Raw genomic sequence first — 19,133 nt, 5'->3', positions numbered from 1 at the left:
CGCTGTGGCGGACCCGGGGGCAGTCAACGTGCAGTTCTGGGTGACGGAGGAGATCAGTCAAGCGTCAGGTTCGGAATCGGAGGCCTGCTGAGTTTGTGTTGAGCAGCACGGTTCAAACAACTTACCCGATCACGTACGCTGTCTGGTGCGATGCCGGTGAGTATGTAGCGATCCAGCTCTGCGTAGGTCATGCCCATCTCGCCTTCGTCAGTCTGCCCGCTCCACAGCCCGGCCGTTGGCGGCTTGTCAATGATCGGCTGCGGAACTCCGAGGTAGGCAGCCAGCTCCCGGACGTGCATCTTCACCATCCCGCCTATGGGCAGCAAATCGGATCCGCCGTCTCCGTGCTTCGTGAAGTAGCCCACTGTGAGCTCGCTTTTGTTGCTCGTGCCTACCACCAAGTAGTTCAGCATGTTGGCGAAGTAGTACAGAGCAGTCATGCGAAGGCGGGGCTTGAGATTGGCCTTCGCCATCCGGGCGCGCGAGGGATCAAAGGTCGGCCCAAGAGGGACGGCGCTCGTGTCCTTGCTGGCCACATCCACAGGTTTGCCTTCCTCATGGGCGTAGCCTGAGAGTAGCTTGGAGAGGTTAGCGAAGTGGAGATCATAGGCTGGTCCGAGCTCGTACGTAATCACGGGAAGGCCGAACGCGCTGGCCACGAGCTGTGCATCTTGCACGTCGCCAGGGTCGGAATGACACGGCATGATAACGCCAAGGCATTCATCGGGTATCGCCCTCATTCCCAGGCCAGCTACTACCGCGGAATCAAGACCCCCGGAGAGCCCAAACACCATTCCGCGGCAGCGAGCCGCCGACACCTGCTCACGCAGCCAGCCTACGAGCGTATCTGCGACCTTTTCACAGTCCATGAAGATCACCTCTTATGGGATGATCATAGCATAATCGAGCCCATGAAGGACACAGACGGCGCCTGACCGCGCATCCCCGCACGACATGCTCCCGCGCCCAAGTCAGTAAGGGAGCCAGGTGGGCTTGTGGGTTGTACGGTGGGCATTATAGGAATGGCATAACTCGTGTTCAGCACCCTTGGGCGTTCAATCGCTCGGTTTTCGCTGCAACCCTGAGTTCGTTGGGTGCTTTGCACCTGGGGCATTGCCTTGGCATCGCGGAAGGCAACGTCTCGCATGCCGTTTACAGCCGCTGATGCGGCGCCGTTGTTCTCAAGATTCCGGTCCCGCAGGCTGTCAATGTCGGCCAAACCGGCATTATCGCGCGCTCAATGCCACTCAATTGGACATTGACCACGGGGTCAGTGTCCAATTGGTCGACATTGACGATCCGACTCCTGCGGTCGAGGTTCGCGCAGATTCCATGACGCGCGCGGGCAATATCCCAAAACACGTCTAGCTGCAAGTCAGCCGCGCCACATTATGCCATGATCCCGCCCTCTCGCGCGCAGTATCGCCAATCTCGCCGGAACGCGCGTTTGGAGGATCTCAATGCTGGTTTCATCGACATCGCGGGCGTCTCAATGCTGGTTTCATCGACATTATCACTCCAGTGCTCGGTCACACCTCGTCAGGCGGCGCGGGGACGCAGCCGGGGACCATATGCGTGGCGCGCAGCTGCAGCAGCGCGCCACGCTGACCACCCGACCTGGCCAAACGTGTGTCTCCATGCCCGCTGGGGCGCCAACAATGCTGGTGGTCTGGGGGCCGAGGCGCCAGTATTCTGGGCGCCCTCGGAACCCCAGCCCACATTCGGAACCCTGACGGCACAGGATTGAAGGTTTTTTCAGCCGATAGTCGAGGTTATCAGAAACAACTGCCGCCTATCGCTGAAAACCGCGCGCCTTTAGCAGAACTACTACCTGGCCGATGGCACTGGGGCATCCCTACAGCTCGGCCACAGGCAGTCGCTAGATCTGGACTTCTTCAGCCCGCGTGAGAGCAACGTTCATGCATTATAGGCATGGACTGCTGTTTCCGACTGTGCCATTTCGAGGTGTGCAGATCGCAGATGCCAGGGACATTGGCCTGATGAAGATCACCGCCGCCTCCATCCGAGGAAGCAAGGAGGATTCTGTGGACCTCCATGTCATTGCCCATCAAGTGTTTTCGCTTGAGGGCCTTTTCGAGCTGTTCCCTGTGAAGCACCACGGAGTTGACTACTGTGGTGCGGATCCGGCATGATCGGCATGAGGACATGAGGACATGAGGACAGAGGGGCATGGTCGGAATAGCAATGAGGCAGGGGAGGCATGAGATGCGTCGGAGCGCTCAGGGAACGCCAGTAAGTGCGGAAATGCACATGGAGACGCTCTGCAAAACGTTAAAATGCGCTTGCATTGCATAAACATACGGAGTATAATCCGTGCATGCGGACAACATAAGGAGGTCGCCACCTGCTATGAAACACATCTGGAGGATTGCATCAATTTCACTGATTACTGCATGTATATCAATCGCATTCCTTGCCCTGCCCGGGGCGACTGCGGCTGATCCGAAGGCGACTGCGGCTCAGTACGCTGCTGCCCACGCCGGCTTGACCACCGATATCGCCAAGTCGCTCTGGGATTACGCTGAGATTGGCCTCGCTGAGTACAAATCATACATAAAGGTGCATCAAGTGCTGGCTGACGCTGGTTTCAGCATCGTGCAGTCGGTGGCCGGAGTGCCCACCGCCCTTGTGGCTGCCTGGGGATCGGGCGCTCCCGTGTTAGGGATATATGAAGACATCGACGCCCTGCCTGGGATTGGCCATGGATGCGGGCACAACCTGAACACTGCTGCTGGGGTGGTGGCTGCGATCTCGATCAAGGAGGCCCTGCAGGCTCACGGTCTGCCAGGCACTGTTAAGATCTTCATTAACCCAGCGGAAGAAGTGTGGGATGTCGCGCCTCTGGTTGCTGCGGCAGGCTACTACGATGATGTGGATGCTCTCATTAGCTTCCATGCCAGTGATGAGAACGGGTCCGAGTACGGCAGCACCATGGCCATGGACCATGTCGAGTATAAGTTCAAGGGCAAAGCTGCTCACGCCTCGGCTGCGCCTGAGAAGGGCCTGAGTGCGCTCGACGCCGTTGAGATAATGAACGTATCCGTGAACTACCTGCGAGAGCATCTCATACAGGAGATGAGGATCCACTACGTGATCACTGATGGCGGAGCAGCGCCCAATATCGTGCCTGCCACAGCCGCGAGCCGATACTTCATCCGCGGCCCCAAGTACCCCGATGTCTCCCTAGCCAGGGCCCGCATCGACGACTGCGCCAAGGGGGCGGCTCTCGCCACAGGGACCGAGCTTGAGATAGGATTCAGTTCCGGCATATATAACAAGGTGCCCAACAAGACCCTTGCATACATGATGGCCGACACTCTGAAAACGATAGAGCCTGCGCAGTTCAGTGCCACCGACATGGCCGCCATGGAAGCTCTCGGCGTGAAGGGCGTGCCCGATGCCGAGGTGAAGGAGCCCACAGGTGGGCAGAGTTTCGGATCGGACCCCATCGGCGATGTAACATGGAAGACACCGAGTGCGACCATGAGTGTTGCCACCTGGACGCCTGGCGCCCCAGGCCATTCCGCGAGTTCAGCTGTGCAGTCGGGTTCCGTGTATGGCATTCAGGGAGCAATCGTGGCATCGCAGGGCCTCGCATCCATCGGAATGGAACTGCTCACGAATGCTGATTCCCTTGGCAAGGTCAAGGCGGAGTTTGCCGAGAGGATGAAGGGACTGCCGCCATACGAGGGCAAGGCCATAATCCCGGATGTGGCGTATCCTGAGGCCCCCGGAGTTGGAGTAACTGCGTCGAGCGGGACAGCCAGATTCGTTGCACTACAAACTGAGTTCAAGGAGGCCTCGGGAGATCAGATCATTGTCACGGACATGGCAGGGGCCGAGCTTGGGAAGTATACCATAGCTTCAGGGGCGTCGGCTGATCAGAACGAGATCTCCTTCCCGCTCAGCGCACCAGTAGCGGTGGGTCAGCGCCTGAAGGTTGTGTATGTGTCGGCAATCGGAGGCGACCAGTGGCTATACGGGTACATTCATGCCAAGTAGGTTGACGCATACTCCGAGGAGATCCACCAGACATCCTGGTATGGGAGCTAGGTAAGCCCGAAGGCAGCTGACGGCAAAACAAGGAAGCGCGAGGCTCTGGCCTCGCGCTTCCTTGTGCCCTCAGTATCGAACTCGCCAGCGAAATGTGAAAAGAACGATATATTACGGCAGGAACTCGTGAGTTCGCGTAGAAGTGTAACGTCGATATATCATATACCATATGCCGTATGTCGAATACCGTATCCGGCGTGTTCGCGTGACCGCTTCAGAAAGCGGAGTGTGGACTTGTGCAGAGCGAGATTCGCAGCGTCTGACATAAGGTCAAGGAGGCAGGCTTACACAGCATGATAACTCGTCCGGAGAACATAACAGACCAAGTGTACAAAGCCATCAAGCATCGAATCGTATGCGGGGAGACAAGTGTAGGAGAACGCCTGGTTGAAAGCGCTCTCGCAGAGGAGCTCAATGTGAGCAAAACTCCGGTGCGAGAGGCACTGGCGCGTCTTGCTAGCGAACGATTGGTGGAGCGGGTTCCCGGAAAGGGAGTCGCAGTGCGGACAATGTCCTACGAGGAAGTTGCTGATTACCTGGAAGTCAGAGAGGTTCTGGAGGAACTGGCCGCAGAGAAAGCCGCGGTCCGGGTCACGCAGGGCGACATTGCGAAACTCGAGAGCATCATCGACGAGAGCGAGGCGGCCGGGGCCAATGGGGATCTGAGCAGTTACAGCGTGCTAGATTCCGCCTTCCACAGCGCCATCATCAATATGGGCGACAACATCGCGCTTAAAGAGATCATGCCGCTGCTCCACGACAAGATCCGTGTGGTGATGAAGGCATCAGTGGCACTGCCTGGCCGGTTTCCTGACTCTGTGGAAGAACACCGGAGTGTGCTCAGGGCGCTTGCCGCGGGCGATCCACGAGAGGCAGGCAAGCAGATGCGTGAGCACATTACGAGCACTCGTGCGGCCGTTGTGGAACGCCTGCAATTGCAGAAAGACACGCAGGAGTGAACGAGATAGGTGCGTCAAGGGCAACAATCAATGGCAGCCAGGAGGAGGCGATGTACTCGTGCATGATGACAGACTCACCGGTCTCAAAGTCAATGATCGCGATAATGTAGCTACTCTCTTCTGCAGCGCCTGCGCGTCGCATGAAGTGGAGGTAGTGGACAGGCAGGGGCGACGGACCAGTGTGGTGGTGACTGGCGACATCCCATATGGACACAAGATCGCTCTCAGAGATACACGAAAGGGCGAGGGCATCATCAAGTATGGAGAGCAGATCGGCGTCGCGACAAGCGATATCCGCACTGGGCAGCATGTTCATGTTCACAACGTCGAAAGCACTCGCGGGCGGGGCGACTGGGAAAGAGAGGCGGAGTCCAGGTGAAATTCCGTGGATACGTACGTTCAGACGGAACAGTGGGTTCCAGGAACTACGTTGCCGTCATACCTTCTGTCGTCTGCGTGAACGAGGTAGTCGAGGCCATTACAGACCGCACCACAATGACCAGGGGAATCTACCATCACCAGGGATGCTGCCAACTCCCGCCCGACCTGACAAGAGTCACGGATTCCCTGATTAAGCTGGGGCAGAATCCGAATGCTGGCGCGGTTCTGGTGGTCAGCCTGGGTTGCGAAGGCGTCGACACCGACCGGCTTGTGGAGGAGATCGCGGCAACGGGCAAACCTGTGGAACGGGTGAATGTGCAGGAGATCGGCGGTACGGCCAGGGCTATTCAGGCCGGCATGGACCTTGCTCAGAAGCTGGCTATAGGGATCTCCGGTCAACAGCGGCAGGACGTGGACCTGGCGTCTGTGATCACAGGCATCAAGTGCGGCGCATCAGACGCAACCTCGGGCCTGGCATCCAATGTAGTCATAGGATACCTGGCAGACAGGATTGTCGAAGCCGGCGGCACGGTGATCTTTGGCGAAACGACTGAGTTCATCGGAGCTGAGCACATACTGGCCCGAAGGGCCAAAACGCCGGAGGTTGCCGCCAGGATATACGAGATTGTGGCCCGCATGGAAGATAGGGCCAAGTCCATGGGTGTCGACATGCGCAACGGGCAGCCAACTCCCGGGAACATCAAGGGCGGCCTGAGTACCATCGAGGAGAAATCGCTGGGCGCGATCGTCAAGTCAGGCACTAAACCCATCGAAGGAGTTCTGGAGTACACGGAAGCCCCTTCCAGCCCGGGCCTGTGGATCAAAGACACTCCGGGCAGGGAGATCGAGGTGCTGACGGCCATGTCCATCGCCGGCGCGCAGGCGATTCTGTTCTCTACTGGGCGCGGGGCTCCCCAGGGCTTTCCTATCGCGCCTGTTCTGAAGATTTGCGGAAACCCTTTGACCTATGAGAACATGGCTGGCGACATGGACGTGAACGCCGGGTTGATCATCACCGGCGAGAAGAGCATCGAGGAGTTGGGCGAGGAGACCCTGGCCCATCTCATCAGGGTCATGTCGGGAGAGGTCACCAAGAGCGAGGAAATCAGATACACCACGTCCATGGACATCTACACGCTCGGCCCCGTCATCTGAGGTGGCGGTATCGGGAACGAAAGGAGGTTGACTTCTGCGCTCACTATCGCTTGCATCTGGCGTCGAATGAGAGGAGGTTCTAGTTGTCGGTCATGGCTGAAGAAGTAGGATCGGTTCGTGTAGCTGTAGTTCAAGCTGCTTCGGTAATCATGGACAGAGAGGCCACAGTCGAGAAAGCGGTGGCTTTGACTGCCCAGGCTACGGAAAAGGGCGCCAACATAATCGTGTTCCCCGAGGCGTTCATCCCGTGCTATCCACGAGGTCTCGCTTTCAAGACAGTCGTGGGGAGCCGCTCGGCAGAAGGCAGGGCAGACTGGGAGCGTTATCTGGAGAACTCGGTGCCAGTGCCAAGCAAGACAACTGACACACTGGGCAAGGCAGCTCAGACGGCTAATGCATATCTATCCATCGGAGTGATCGAGCGCGACACGGAGTTCAGCCGCAGCACTGTGTACTGCACAGTGCTTTTCTTCGGTCCCGACGGCAAGCTGCTTGGCAAGCATCGAAAGCTCAAACCCACAGCTTCCGAACGGCTTATCTGGGGAGAGGGCGACGGCAGCACTCTTACCGCCGTCGACACGCCCTACGGCAAAATGGGCGCAATGATCTGCTGGGAGAACTACATGCCCCTTGCGCGGGCGGCGATGTACGCAAAAGGCGTTGACCTGTATCTGGCGCCAACGGCCGATTCGCGCGACGAGTGGCAGTGTACGCTGCGCCACATTGCTGTCGAGGGGAGATGCTTCGTGATCGGCTGCAACCAGTTCACGACGAAAGACATGTACCCCACAGATCTGGCCTGCTATGACGAACTGGCCTCTGCGCCGGAGGTGATGTGCACCGGAGGAAGCGCGATCGTGGATCCAATGGGCAAGTACGTGGCTGGTCCGGTGTTTGGCAAAGAGGACATAATCGTCGGAGACTTGGATCTCAGTCTCATTGCCAAAAGCAGGTTTGACCTGGATGTTGTCGGACAGTACTCGCGTTCTGATGTCTTCAGACTGCTTGTGAACGAGGAAAAAAAAATCCCTGTTGAATGGACTAGCGGATTCTGATCTCAGGTTCCACCGTACCCACACATTGCGTATCCACTAAAGGAGGCAATTGTAATGGCAAAGAACCGACTAACGGTAGTAGCATTTGCTCTGACATTGATCCTGGTGGCGGGCATTGCGTCTGCTGCGGCCGACAATCCGACAGTCAAGTGGCATTATGTGTCCGCGTGGGATGTGAACAACCCTCTGTACAAGTATGACCAGTACATAGCCGAGAAAGTGGGCAAGGCAACGAACGGCAAGTTCTCGATCAAGGTCTACGCGGCGGGCGAGATGGTCCCGGCCTTCGAGACTTTCGACTCTGTAAGTTCCGGAGCATTCCAGGCTGGAAGCACTGCGCCCGCGTATCAGGCCGGTCTCAACTCGGCATTCACGCTGTTCTCTACCGTTCCTCTGTACATGTCACAGCAGGATTATCTCAACTGGCTGTATCAAATGGATGGGCTGAAACAGATGAACGATATACTCCAGAGGTACAAGATTGTGGCTTTCCCCAACTCCATCTTCGACCTCGAGGCCGGGTTCAGAAGCCACAAGGAGATAAAAAAGGTCACTGACTTCAAGGGCATGAAAATCAGAATCGCTCCCCCAGAAAGCCAGGAGATCTTGCGCAGGCTGGGCGCCGCTCCCACCAACGTCTCCGGCGGCGAGCTGTATGACGCCATGCAGAGAAGCATCATCGACGCGTTCGAGTTCATGACCCCCAACGTCGACTGGGATCTGGGATTCCAGGAGGTAGCCAAGTATTGGATTGCACCTGCATGGTATCAGACTGCTTGCGTCTACTACACACTAGTCAATGCGAATGCCTGGAAGGCACTGCCAGAGAACTACCGGGTCATCTTCGAGGAAGTCACCAAGGGGTGTGTGGTGGAGAGCACGTCCTTCATGAACTGGCAGAGTGCACTGGGCACCAAGAAGTTCCTCGACTACGGGGTGAAGGTTAGCAAGGCTGACGAGAAGTTCTGGTCTGATATGGAGGTCGTGGCCAAGAAGGTCATGGAGGACTTCGCCTCAAAGAACCCCGACTACGCAAAGACTCTGAAGTCGCAGGTCGACTACTTGAAGACTTACAACCTGTGGAGGGAGCTTGAGGAACCGTTCCACTCGGGAAGAATCACCAAGAGCCTCCCAGAAGTCAAGGATGCCTGGTTGAAGAAGTAGTTCTGCCTGCTGCCGCGAACGGCGGAGGAAGGGGACGATAGCCGCCTCTTCCCCTGCCCGAGGGCAGAGCTTGGATGCTCCAAGGCGCGCGAGCCAGGGGAGCATATCACAAGCCCAATGGAGGGGACCTTGATGAGCGCTCTAGAGAAAGCGATACGGATTCTCGATTCGATTCTTGAATGGGTAGGACGGGTCGTGCAATGGCTCGTAGTCCCCCTGACACTACTGCTGGTCTATGAAGTCGTCACAAGAAGGATATTCAACAATCCGCACATCTGGACGGTGACAGTCGCCACTCAGATATTCGCCTTGCACTTCCTGTTGTACAGCTCGACGGCTCTCATCAAGGGCGCACATGTGCGAGTGGACATCCTGTATCAAAGACTTCCACCCAAGAAGAGGGCCGTACTCGATTTGATCACGTACCCTGTCATGCTGCTCATTCCTTCCCTAATGCTCGTCAGGGAAGGATACAGGTACGCCGCGATGGCCTGGGCGCGAAAGCAAGTCACTCAGTCACTCGACAGAATCCCGCTGTACCCTATTAAGACTGTGATCCCGATTGCATTTGCCCTTCTGTTCATGGCCGGCCTCTCCGAATTCCTCAAGAGAATCGTCGAGTTGCAGAAGGGAGATGCGCACTAGGATGAGCGATGTACTGGCTATGATACTTCAGTTCACTCTCATGCTCATAGGGATGCTTATGGGGCATCACCTGGGATTCGTGCTCATGTCTTCGGGCCTAATCGTGGGCGTGCTGGCGATGGGCCCCTCGTATCTCCCCTTCTACATGAACCGCCTCTGGGGGATCATGAGCAACTGGGAGATGCTAGCAGTACCTCTCTTTCTACTGATGGGCAACATTCTGGCCACTTCGGGGGTGGCCGACAAGCTGTTCGACGCACTGTACAAGCTCATGGGCCGCCTGCGCGGAGGAATAGCCGTCGCGGTGATAATCGTGTCGACAGTCTTCGCCGCATGCACCGGAGTGATTGCCGCTTCCGTCACTACCATGGCGATCCTATCGATGCCGATAATGCTCAAGTACAACTACGACAAGAAGCTTGCCGCAGGCACCGTCATGGTTGGAGGGACACTCGGAATTCTGATTCCGCCCAGCATAATGCTGATCCTGTTCGGGTCGTACTCAAACGTCTCCGTGGGCAAGCTCTTCGTGGCCGCTGTCGTTCCTGGCATTTTCCTAGCTATCCTGTATGTAGTGTATGTCCTGATCCGGTGCTACAGGCATCCGGAGGACGGTCCGGCCATGGCGGCGGAGGAGTTGGCGGGCTTCTCCAGGTCCGATGTGATCAAAGAAGCGCTGACCAACCTGGTTCCTCCTGTGCTGCTCATCATCGGGGTGCTCGGATCGATCTTCGCTGGGATCGCCACTCCCACTGAGGCCGCGGCAATTGGTGCGTTTGTGGCGTTCGTCATGGTCATCGCTTATCGGCGATTCGAATGGAACACATTCAAGGCCGCGATTTTCGATACCGCCAAGGGAACGGCTATGGTGTTGATGCTCGTCATGGGCGCTAGCTTCTTCACAGGCACCTTTATCGGCATCGGCGGCGGCGACATGGTCAGGAACCTCCTCTTCTCGCTGGGCAGCGGGAACAGATGGGTGGTGTTCACCGTGATGATGCTGATCGTGTTCGTGTTGGGCATGTTCATCGACTGGATCGGCATAGCCATGATGTGTCTGCCCATCTTCGTTCCTATCGCAGTAGAACTGGGCTTCGACCCGCTGTGGTTCCTCATGACTGTCGCCATAAACCTGCAAACATCGTTCCTGACTCCACCGTTCGGATATGCAATATTCTTCCTCAAGTCGACCATGTCAGAGAAGGATATGACGCTTCAGGAAGCGTGCCAGAGCGTGCCCGTGTTCATAGGCATTCAGGCCATCGGTCTGCTGCTATGCATCGTGTTTCCGAAAATCATAACCTGGCTGCCCAGCCTGGTTGTGAAGTGATGAAGTGAGGCAGGGCGCTCAAAGGCTACGGTTGACGACCACAAACGCAATCAGGAGGGCGGCCTCGTACGGCGGCCCTCCTCCTGCTACGTGCGCTCGGCTCACATAGGCGTGATCAAGAGCATTGAAGACGCAAATGGCAGAACGGGGCTTGCAGGCGCCTACCAGCCTCGTTCTCACTCTCCTAGGTACGCCTGCCGCACCCTGGGATCGCGTCGCAGTTCCCGCGCAGGGCCCGATAGGGCCATTTTCCCTGTCTCAAGGACGTAGGCCCGGTGCGAGATCCTCAGGGCCATCCGTGCGTTCTGTTCCACCAGCAGAATCGTAACACCCAGGGAGTTGATCTCCTTGACCACCCGGAATATCTCCTGAACGAGCTTGGGTGCGAGTCCCAGAGACGGCTCGTCGAGCAGAAGCACTTCTGGGTCTGCCATTAGGCCGCGCCCCATGGCCAGCATCTGCTGTTCACCCCCTGAGAGGGTTCCAGCGAGCTGGACGCGACGCTCGCGAAGCCGGGGAAACAGATCATACACTTTGGTGATGTTGGAGGCTATCTTGGCTGGGTTCCGGCGAAGCTTGTACGCTCCAAGCTTGAGATTCTCTTCGGTAGTGAGAGTGGAGAATACCCGGCGCCCCTCAGGGACATGCGCAATTCCGAGCTCCACTATCCGATGAGCGGGAAGGTGGGTTATGTCCACGTCTCCAAGACTTATGCTCCCAGAGCGCGGCCTGATTAGCCCGGAGATGGCGCGCAGGGTAGTGGTCTTGCCAGCGCCGTTTGCGCCAAGAACAGTCGCGATTTCCCCGCGTTCAACCGATAGGCTGATTCCATGCACCGCCTCGATGTTGCCATATGAGATGTGCACATCCCTCAGTTCAAGCAGGCTCATGCTCGCGATTCACCCACTTTCCCCGCGACCCTGTCGTCGTCATCGTCGTCGTCGGCTTCATCTGCTGCGCCAAGATACGCCTCGATCACTGCAGGGTCCTGCTGCACCTCGTCAGGGGCGCCCTGGCTGATTTTCTTGCCGTATTCCACGACGGCCACGAGGTCGGATATGCCCATGACAACACGCATGTCATGTTCGATCAGGAAGATAGTGAGGCCTGAATCGCGGATTTCGCGGATGATCACCATGAGTTCCTGGGATTCCGCCTCATTGAGCCCTCCTGCAGGCTCATCTAGGATGAGAAGGTGCGGCCTGGTGGCCATCGCCCGGGCTATCTCGAGTCGGCGTCTGTCGCCATAGGATAGGTTTCTGGCGAGCTCGTCTCTGAAGTGCCAGATGCGCATCTGCTTAAGGCAGCGCTCCGCTTCCTCGTACGCCCGACGCTCCTCATCTCGCCTGCTCCTGGTGTTGAAAATGCATGCGGCCAGGCCGGCCTTGCAGCGGCAGTGCTGACCCGCGAGGACATTCTCGAAGCATGTGAGGTTCTCAAACAGGCGCAGTGTCTGGAAGGTTCGGGCGATCCCCGCCACAGCCACCTGGTGAGGACGCTTCCCGATCAGCTCCATGCCGCGGAAGCTGATGCTGCCTTCGTCTGGGCGGTAGATCCCCGTGATCAGATTGAAGATGGTGGTCTTGCCGGCGCCGTTCGGGCCGATGAGGCTGGTTATGCTGCCCGCGGGCACGTCGAGGTCGAATGAATCGACTGCGCGCAGCCCGCCGAAGTTCTTACTGACGTTCTTCATAGAGAGCAGAGCGTGCGCCTCGGATTGCACGGGGGCTCCCGACGTTGCCCCAACCGCACTCATTCGCCTTCACCCGCCTTCAGCTTGGTAGTCCATCTCTTGCTGGGCCAGAGGCCCTGCGGCCTGAAGATCATCATCAGGACCATGGCAAGCCCGAAGAAGAGCATTCGATACTGGGCGAAATTCCGCAGCAGTTCAGGAAGGACGATCATCGCTCCTGACGCCAGAATGACCCCGGGCATCGAGCCCATTCCGCCCAGAATCACGATAGCGAACAGGGTCACCGATTCCATGAACGTGAAGCTATCCGGGGATATCACCATCATCTTGGCTGCGAACACGGTCCCTGCGGCGCCCGCAATCCCGGCGCCGAGGGTGAACGCAAGGAGCTTTGCCCATCGCGTATCGATACCAGTTGCCTCGGCGGCAATGGGGTCTTCACGAACGTAGTTCCACGCACGCCCGATGCGGGAGTGCTGCAGGCGCGACAGGGCGAACAACACGATGGCTACAAGGCTCCATACAAGGAAATAGAAGTCGCGCGGCTTCTGGATTACATATCCGAAGAACCTGAACTGATCGAGCACGATAAGCCCGTTGGGACCTCCCGTGAGTTCGAACGGGTTGTTGATCAGGCTTATCCGTATCATCTCGTTGAGCCCTATCGTCACCATGAGCAGATAGTCGCCACGCAGGTGGATGATGGGCGCTGTGAGTATGTAGCCTGCGCCTGCAGCTGTCAGGCCGCTAGCGACCATCAGGATCCAGAGCGAAATGCCGTATCTCGCTGAGAGTATCGCGGTCGTGTAGGCGCCGATGGCGAAGAACGCCATGTGCCCCATGTTGAAAAGGCCAACCTCGCCCACGATGATGTTGAGGGAGAGCCCCAGAAGGACGTTGATTCCCCAGAACACGCACACGTCGACCCAATAGTCGGAGGCCCTGAATGGCAACACCGCTGCTGCCAGGATGATCGCCGGCGCTAGCCATTTCACAGCCGGTTGATCGGGGTTCATGCGCTTCAGCTTCAACACTCCCATACCCCCGCTGCCTCACACTTTCTCGGCCACGCGCTCGCCAAGCAAGCCCGTCGGCCGGAACATGAGAAGGAGAATCAGAATCAGGAAGACGAATACGTCTTTCCATGCGGCGGAAATGTAGCCGGCCCCGAGCATTTCGAGGATCCCGAGAAGCAGTCCGCCCACCATGGCGCCTGGTATGTTCCCGATGCCCCCAAGTATCGCGGCTGTGAATGCCTTGAGGCCGTATGCCCAACCAACCGTGAAGTGGATCTGCCGGTAGTAGAGGCCGAGCAGCACCCCTGCGATGGCGCCTAGCCCCGGGCCGATGAGAAATATGAGGCGGATGATGCTATCTACGTCTATGCCCATGAGCCTTGCGGTATCGTGGTCAATCGCAGTTGCTCGGATGGCGGCGCCCACCGTGGTCTTCTGAACGAACAGATAGAGAGCCACCATGAGCACGAGCGATACTCCCATAATCAGAGCCTGCATCAGGCTGAGGGTCACGCCGCCAATGATCCATTTGGCAGTGGGGGATGCCCAGGGGGGATATGCTTGGTAACGTGCGCCCCATATCAACATGGCGGCGTTCTGAAGGAAAATCGACACTCCCAGCGCCGACACCACTGCTGTGAGCCGGCTGGACTTCCGCAGCGGACGATAGGCCGCACGTTCCACGAACACTCCAAGCAAGGCCACCGATGCTAAGGCGATTACCGTAGTCAGGATGAGAGTGAGCCAAAGCGGGAGAGCTGCGTTTTCCATTACCTTCACAAGCACGGTGAAGCCCACGTAGGAGCCGAGCATGAAGAAATCGCCGTGGGCGAAGTTGATCAGGCGCATCACGCCGTAGACCATCGTGTATCCCAGAGCAACCAGGGCATACACTGCACCAACCGTAAGGCCGTTCACCAGTTGTTCAAGGAAGAATACCATGCTGCCGCAGCACGGAGACGCGCCAGCCGCCACGATGTCTCCCATCCCGCCATCTCAGGCTGCGCCCACTGCCAGCGCACGGGCCGACGGCTGTAAACCGCCGCCGGCCCTTCGGTTACACCAGCTTGGCGCCGCGGAGCGGCATAGAAGGCGTAGTGGAGGGACGCCCCGTGCGCACACCTCCCATCAGTTCAAGACTACTGGAGCGGCACGAACTTGCCGTCTGCCGTCACCTGGTAAGCTAGGTAGATTGCGCCCTCTCTGTCGCCGACTTCGTCGAATGAGATGGGACCGGTGATGCCAGGCATATCCTCTAGCTTATCATGGAGGTAGTCTGCGAGTTTCTTTGAGTCAGTGGACCCGGCCGCTTTGATCGCCGCTGCAATGCACTTGAGGCCATCGGCGGCATAGACAGGCCATGGACTGCTCGGAATCTCCTTGTTCCTGCGCTGGTACTCGGCAAGGAAGGACTTGGACTCAGGATAGGCGAGATCCTTGGGCAATGGTTCCTGTGTCATGAGAGCGCCCTTGGCCATGTCGAGCCCGGCGATCTTCACAAACTCATCGTTGATGGCGGCATTGCCTCCCACGAATGTGGCCTTGATCCCAAGGGTGCGCATCTGGCGGATGACAAGACCTGCCTCAGAGTAGTAGCCTGTGAAATAGAGCACATCTGGGTTGGTCTTGCCCATGCGGGAGAGAATCGCGGTGAAGTCACGCTCGCCGGGGGTTATTGCATCGTAAAACACCAGGTCAGCCTTTTTCGCGGCTTCGAGAGGCCTTCGCGCTGCCTCGGCAAGGCCCTTGCCGAAGGTGGTGTTATCGTGCACGATGGCAACACGCTTTGCCTTTAGGGTGTCGGTGGCGAACTTGGCGAAGAATGACCCTTGCCTGTCGTCCCTGAAACATGTTCTGAAAAAGAACTTACGTCCCTGCTCAGTGAGCTTCTCCGCTGTGGATCCGTAGGCGATATTCACCAATCCCGCCCGCTCATAGATGGCTGAAGCGGGGTCGTTGACTGAGGATCCATATGTGCCGACAACGGCGACTACCTTCTCGCTTAGCATTCTCTGCGCTACTAGCGCGCTCTGCTTCGGGGAGCCCTGATCATCGCCGAGGACGATCTCCAGAGGGCGTCCGAGGATTCCTCCGGCCCTGTTGATCTCATCTGCCACAATCTGCACGCTATTTCGTGCCATTTCGCCCTCGTATGCCCAGGGGCCCGTGATGGGCGCTTGTAGACCGATCTTGATAGGCTCAGGGCCGGCATGCACGGCGACGCCGAGTGATAGGGCGAACACCATGAGGACTAGGAGCAGCAATCCCGACCGATTTTTCTTCACTGAACAACACCTCCCATAGTCTTATTGGCCTCAACGGGTCTTCGGTTCTTCTGGACTGCCACCTGATAGTTAACAGCGCCATGCCTATCCATGGCAGGGTTCCATATTCTCCTGAGGCCATGCATTGTCCTGCGAGCTTGCGTGTATATGCGATCAAGTATCCCACGGCGAATGCAAGAATGGAGAAGTAACCTTCCTTGTGCACGTGGAATAGCATAAACTTGGACATAAGTATACTTCATCTCGGAGGTGTGTCAACTGCCATGACTCCTGACGAGTTCGTTCAGCTCCTGATGCCCCACGCAGAGCGCGTGCACGAAACCACGGGCATACCCGTAGAAGTCATGCTGGCCCAGGCTGCCCTGGAGACGGGGTGGCTTTCCGCGCCTGTAAGAGACAAGGCAACAGGCAAGGAGGCCCTTAACCTGTTCAATATCAAGGGACAAGGGCCAGCAGGATACGTAGTTCACAATGACCATGAGTATCCTAAGGGCAAGAAGATCGTGGTGGAGGCGCAGTTCAGGGCGTACAACAGCTATGAAGAATCCTTTTCCGATTATGCGCAGCTGATTGCCAATTCACCTCGGTACGCCTCTGCAATGGCGGTCCGCGACGACCCCATCGCCTTCGCCTGGGAACTCCAGCGATGTGGATACGCTACTGATCCGAAGTACGCTGAGAAGCTGACAGCCATCATGAGACGACACATGAGAGTCAGCTAGGCGCCATGGCGCGGCGTGATTTCGCGACAATCGGCGCCGTGTGAGCCAATGAGTCATCTGGCGACTGAAAACGCCGGGAATCCTGGCGCGGTCACGCGGGCAGCGGAAGGATTCCCGGCACGGGATGCCTCAACTGTGCGGTGCTGACTACTGCGATTCCTGTGCAGGCTGAAAGCTAGTCCTCACGCCAAGCACCCTGCTGACTTCTGCGAGTATCTCCGACAGCTCGAAGGGTTTCGCTACGAATCCCTGGTAAGCATCTTTTGGTGGGAAATCGTCTGCCTGGGGAACTGCCGCTGTCACTAGGATCACCGGTATCCGGGCTGTTCTTGGGCTGCCGCGCATTTCGCCGATGAGCTCCTTGCCATCCATTCGAGGCATCTTCAGATCAGCTATGACCAGGTCGGGGATGACTCCGGATTCAAGGCGTGAGAGTGCGTCGACTCCATTTGAAGCCACGGTCACTTCATATCCGTCCCATTCCAGAATCTCTCGGAGGATCATCGCAATGTCGGGCTCGTCATCGACTACTAGGACCCTGGCCATCAGGATTCCTCCCATCTGGCGTTGATGCAATCGGAAGCTCTACATGGAAAGATGAGCCTTGTCCCTCATTGCTCCTAACTGATATTCTTCCCTCGTGCTGACTCACTATGATACGTGCTACGTACAGCCCCAAACCCATGCCGCCAGGATCGCAATTCTCCAGATTGCTGCCGCGTTTGAACACGTCAAAGAGCGTGTCGAGATCGCGTTCGGGGATTCCAACGCCGTCATCAGATACCGTCAGATGGACAGCGCCCACCCCACCTCCGCCTTGCGTCCGGTGATGCCGCCTGTGATTTGCGCTCTTGCTGCTTTTGCCGCCATCGCGGCTCGGTTCGGCAGATTCCTCGGCAGGATGTACTGTGAGCATCACTCTGATCCGACCCCGTCCCATGGAGTACTTCTCCGCGTTGCCTACGAGATTTTCGATTACTATGGCGAGTTGCTCTCTGTTCCCAAGCACCGGAGCAGCGAGGCTGGCGGAATCCGCGCCAGAGACCACCAGGCGGCCGCTTGCGCAGGATGCTCCGCGCGACCGGAGTGAGCTGTTCACCACGTCGCGCATGTCTATCAGGCTACGCTTGGTCAGTCGCTGAGAATGGGAAACTGTGGAGGTTTGGATCACCTGAGTGAGCAGATCCGAGATCCTATCGGACGCTCGCTCGACCACCTGAATAAGGACCTCCAGCTCGTGACCTGAAGGATTCGAGGCAGTCTGCAGGCGCATCAGGGAGACCGCGCCTTTCATGGAGGCAAGAGGGTTTCGGAGTTCGTGTGCACACACTCTCACGAGCCTGTCGCAGATTATCTCATGATCGGAAAGAGTTTTGGCCATCCGGTCAAAGGCCCGCCCCGCCGATGCAAACTCATCCTCCCCGCGAAGGCCGACCCGGGCAGAGAAGTCGCCGGCGGTAAGTGCGTTGGCGGCCTGCTCCAGTGCGCCCACGCGCGACACTATGGAGTGCCCAATGTCCCATGCGGCAGTGGCCCCGAGTATCATGCAGGCGACGGTTCCCAATAGCCACCTTCGGGCGCTCAGGCGCGCCGTGACTGCTGCCACGTTGGGACGGTTCATTGCGATCGCTGTCCATCCCACCGAGCGGATGGCCACCATGGCCACCATGGCCACGTGTCCGATGCTGCCCGTGGCTCGCGGACTCGCGTGACTGGCAGCCACGTAGTCGCCGCCTCCAAGAAGATCCGCACTATCGCAGCCGTGGTCGAAGACTGCCAGAACAAACGTCTGCGGGTCGTCACGGGATAACCGCCAGTGCACCACGCGGCCTGTCGGGTCCACGAGGGCGAATCCACTCGCGCTGGACTGGCGCTGAGACAGGATCTTCCCGACGATTCGCACGTTGACTTGCGCCACGGTGATGGCATTCACTGATTTACCGCTACGAAGCGCCGTCGCTACGTAGATGAGGGGGTCTGCATCCGGATCTTCCTGATCTGTCACGATGCCCGAAACCACTGAATCCGCGCCCGAGGCGATGCTGCTCATCCACTCTTCTCCGCGGACGTCCGCAGGCTGCTTCCATGCAGAGGTAGATGCCAGGGGTGAACCATCAGGTGTGAGAATGGCGCACGCCGCCACCGCGGGATATGATTCGAACTTATCGAGGCAGTTCGGGTACGCGCGGGAACACTGAGACGACGCTTCCGGCCTGCAGACGGGTGCGCATATTCTCTCCTGCGCATCCCACAGGCGGCTGAGATAGCCAGTGAAACCGTCACTAAGGTCCTCTGCGCATCTCCGATTCGCCTGGACCTCGATCTTGGCGAAGATCCTGGCGCTGCTGACTGCTCCCCATATGCTCGTGATCAACAGCGGAACAGTCACGAGAAGAGCAAGGGCGAGAAGCTTCACATGGAGGCTGATGGCACGCAACGAGGGACGATTCTGGATGATCATCATGCAACCCGTACTGCAGCGATTCGTAGGAATCCTGCGCCCTCCTCCATATCAATGGAAGAATCTCGTTTCGCAGTCTAACTGCCACAGAATTCGACGGAGAGCTGTATCGCCCTTCTACGCGATATCGTGAAATACCAGCATGATTCGGTGTAATGTTGCACGGTTTGGGCGTACCGGATTGGATGTTTCG

18 protein-coding genes are annotated in these 19,133 nt (G+C 57.8%); 10 read left to right on the top strand and 8 right to left on the bottom strand.

What is annotated here, in order from left to right:
* Positions 1-53: 53 nt before the first annotated feature.
* Positions 54-869, bottom strand: coding sequence for an NAD(+) synthase (gene nadE, locus VB144_01845; protein MEA4882399.1), 816 nt, complete (start codon positions 867-869; stop codon positions 54-56).
* Positions 870-1,919: 1,050 nt separating this feature from the next.
* Between nadE and VB144_01840 the strand changes: the two genes are divergently transcribed.
* From VB144_01840 to VB144_01800, 9 genes are all read left to right on the top strand, one after another.
* A complete protein-coding gene (locus tag VB144_01840) occupies positions 1,920-2,153 on the top strand; it encodes a hypothetical protein (GenBank protein ID MEA4882398.1) in 234 nt (77 codons plus the stop codon).
* A gap of 217 nt (positions 2,154-2,370) precedes the next feature.
* Complete coding sequence (locus VB144_01835; GenBank protein MEA4882397.1) at positions 2,371-4,023, top strand: amidohydrolase; 1,653 nt, start codon at positions 2,371-2,373, stop codon at positions 4,021-4,023.
* A gap of 344 nt (positions 4,024-4,367) precedes the next feature.
* Positions 4,368-5,033: a GntR family transcriptional regulator gene (locus VB144_01830; GenBank protein MEA4882396.1), complete on the top strand. Its 666-nt coding sequence runs from the start codon at positions 4,368-4,370 to the stop codon at positions 5,031-5,033.
* A gap of 58 nt (positions 5,034-5,091) precedes the next feature.
* Positions 5,092-5,412, top strand: coding sequence for a UxaA family hydrolase (locus tag VB144_01825; protein MEA4882395.1), 321 nt, complete (start codon positions 5,092-5,094; stop codon positions 5,410-5,412).
* A complete protein-coding gene (locus VB144_01820; GenBank protein ID MEA4882394.1) occupies positions 5,409-6,569 on the top strand; it encodes a UxaA family hydrolase in 1,161 nt (386 codons plus the stop codon). The genes VB144_01825 and VB144_01820 overlap by 4 nt, the downstream gene beginning before the upstream one ends.
* 92 nt (positions 6,570-6,661) lie before the next feature.
* Positions 6,662-7,624, top strand: a complete 963-nt coding sequence (locus VB144_01815; GenBank protein MEA4882393.1) for a carbon-nitrogen hydrolase family protein — start codon at positions 6,662-6,664, stop codon at positions 7,622-7,624.
* Positions 7,625-7,678: 54 nt separating this feature from the next.
* Positions 7,679-8,788: a TRAP transporter substrate-binding protein DctP gene (gene dctP, locus VB144_01810; protein ID MEA4882392.1), complete on the top strand. Its 1,110-nt coding sequence runs from the start codon at positions 7,679-7,681 to the stop codon at positions 8,786-8,788.
* Positions 8,789-8,920: 132 nt separating this feature from the next.
* Positions 8,921-9,433, top strand: a complete 513-nt coding sequence (locus tag VB144_01805; GenBank protein MEA4882391.1) for a TRAP transporter small permease subunit — start codon at positions 8,921-8,923, stop codon at positions 9,431-9,433.
* Position 9,434: 1 nt separating this feature from the next.
* Positions 9,435-10,763, top strand: coding sequence for a TRAP transporter large permease subunit (locus VB144_01800; GenBank protein MEA4882390.1), 1,329 nt, complete (start codon positions 9,435-9,437; stop codon positions 10,761-10,763).
* Positions 10,764-10,939: 176 nt separating this feature from the next.
* Here the strand turns inward: VB144_01800 and VB144_01795 are convergent, their stop codons facing one another.
* The 5 genes from VB144_01795 to VB144_01775 form a co-directional block, all read right to left on the bottom strand.
* Positions 10,940-11,653, bottom strand: a complete 714-nt coding sequence (locus VB144_01795; protein ID MEA4882389.1) for an ABC transporter ATP-binding protein — start codon at positions 11,651-11,653, stop codon at positions 10,940-10,942.
* On the bottom strand, positions 11,650-12,519 hold the full coding sequence (locus VB144_01790) for an ABC transporter ATP-binding protein (protein ID MEA4882388.1): 870 nt from the start codon (positions 12,517-12,519) through the stop codon (positions 11,650-11,652). The genes VB144_01795 and VB144_01790 overlap by 4 nt, the downstream gene beginning before the upstream one ends.
* Positions 12,516-13,496, bottom strand: a complete 981-nt coding sequence (locus VB144_01785; GenBank protein ID MEA4882387.1) for a branched-chain amino acid ABC transporter permease — start codon at positions 13,494-13,496, stop codon at positions 12,516-12,518. Before VB144_01785 ends, VB144_01790 begins: the two co-directional genes overlap by 4 nt.
* A gap of 12 nt (positions 13,497-13,508) precedes the next feature.
* Positions 13,509-14,414, bottom strand: coding sequence for a branched-chain amino acid ABC transporter permease (locus VB144_01780; protein MEA4882386.1), 906 nt, complete (start codon positions 14,412-14,414; stop codon positions 13,509-13,511).
* Between the two features lie 197 nt (positions 14,415-14,611).
* Positions 14,612-15,757, bottom strand: a complete 1,146-nt coding sequence (locus tag VB144_01775; GenBank protein ID MEA4882385.1) for a branched-chain amino acid ABC transporter substrate-binding protein — start codon at positions 15,755-15,757, stop codon at positions 14,612-14,614.
* A gap of 221 nt (positions 15,758-15,978) precedes the next feature.
* On the opposite strand from VB144_01775, the gene VB144_01770 reads away from it, so the two are divergent.
* Positions 15,979-16,479 (top strand): glucosaminidase domain-containing protein, encoded by a 501-nt coding sequence (locus tag VB144_01770; protein MEA4882384.1) that lies wholly within the window; start codon positions 15,979-15,981, stop codon positions 16,477-16,479.
* Positions 16,480-16,626: 147 nt separating this feature from the next.
* Here VB144_01770 and VB144_01765 read toward each other — a convergent pair whose 3' ends face one another.
* Together VB144_01765 and VB144_01760 are read right to left on the bottom strand one after the other, a co-directional pair.
* Entirely contained in the window at positions 16,627-17,025 is a 399-nt protein-coding gene (locus tag VB144_01765) for a response regulator (protein MEA4882383.1), read from the bottom strand.
* Complete coding sequence (locus tag VB144_01760) at positions 17,000-18,943, bottom strand: HAMP domain-containing sensor histidine kinase (protein ID MEA4882382.1); 1,944 nt, start codon at positions 18,941-18,943, stop codon at positions 17,000-17,002. The genes VB144_01765 and VB144_01760 overlap by 26 nt, the downstream gene beginning before the upstream one ends.
* Positions 18,944-19,133: the final 190 nt, after the last annotated feature.

It is taken from the genome of Clostridia bacterium, assembly GCA_034926675.1.
Taxonomy (GTDB): Bacteria; Bacillota; DTU025; order DTU025; family DTU025; genus JAYFQW01.
This window is presented reverse-complemented; position numbering and strand designations above follow the sequence as displayed.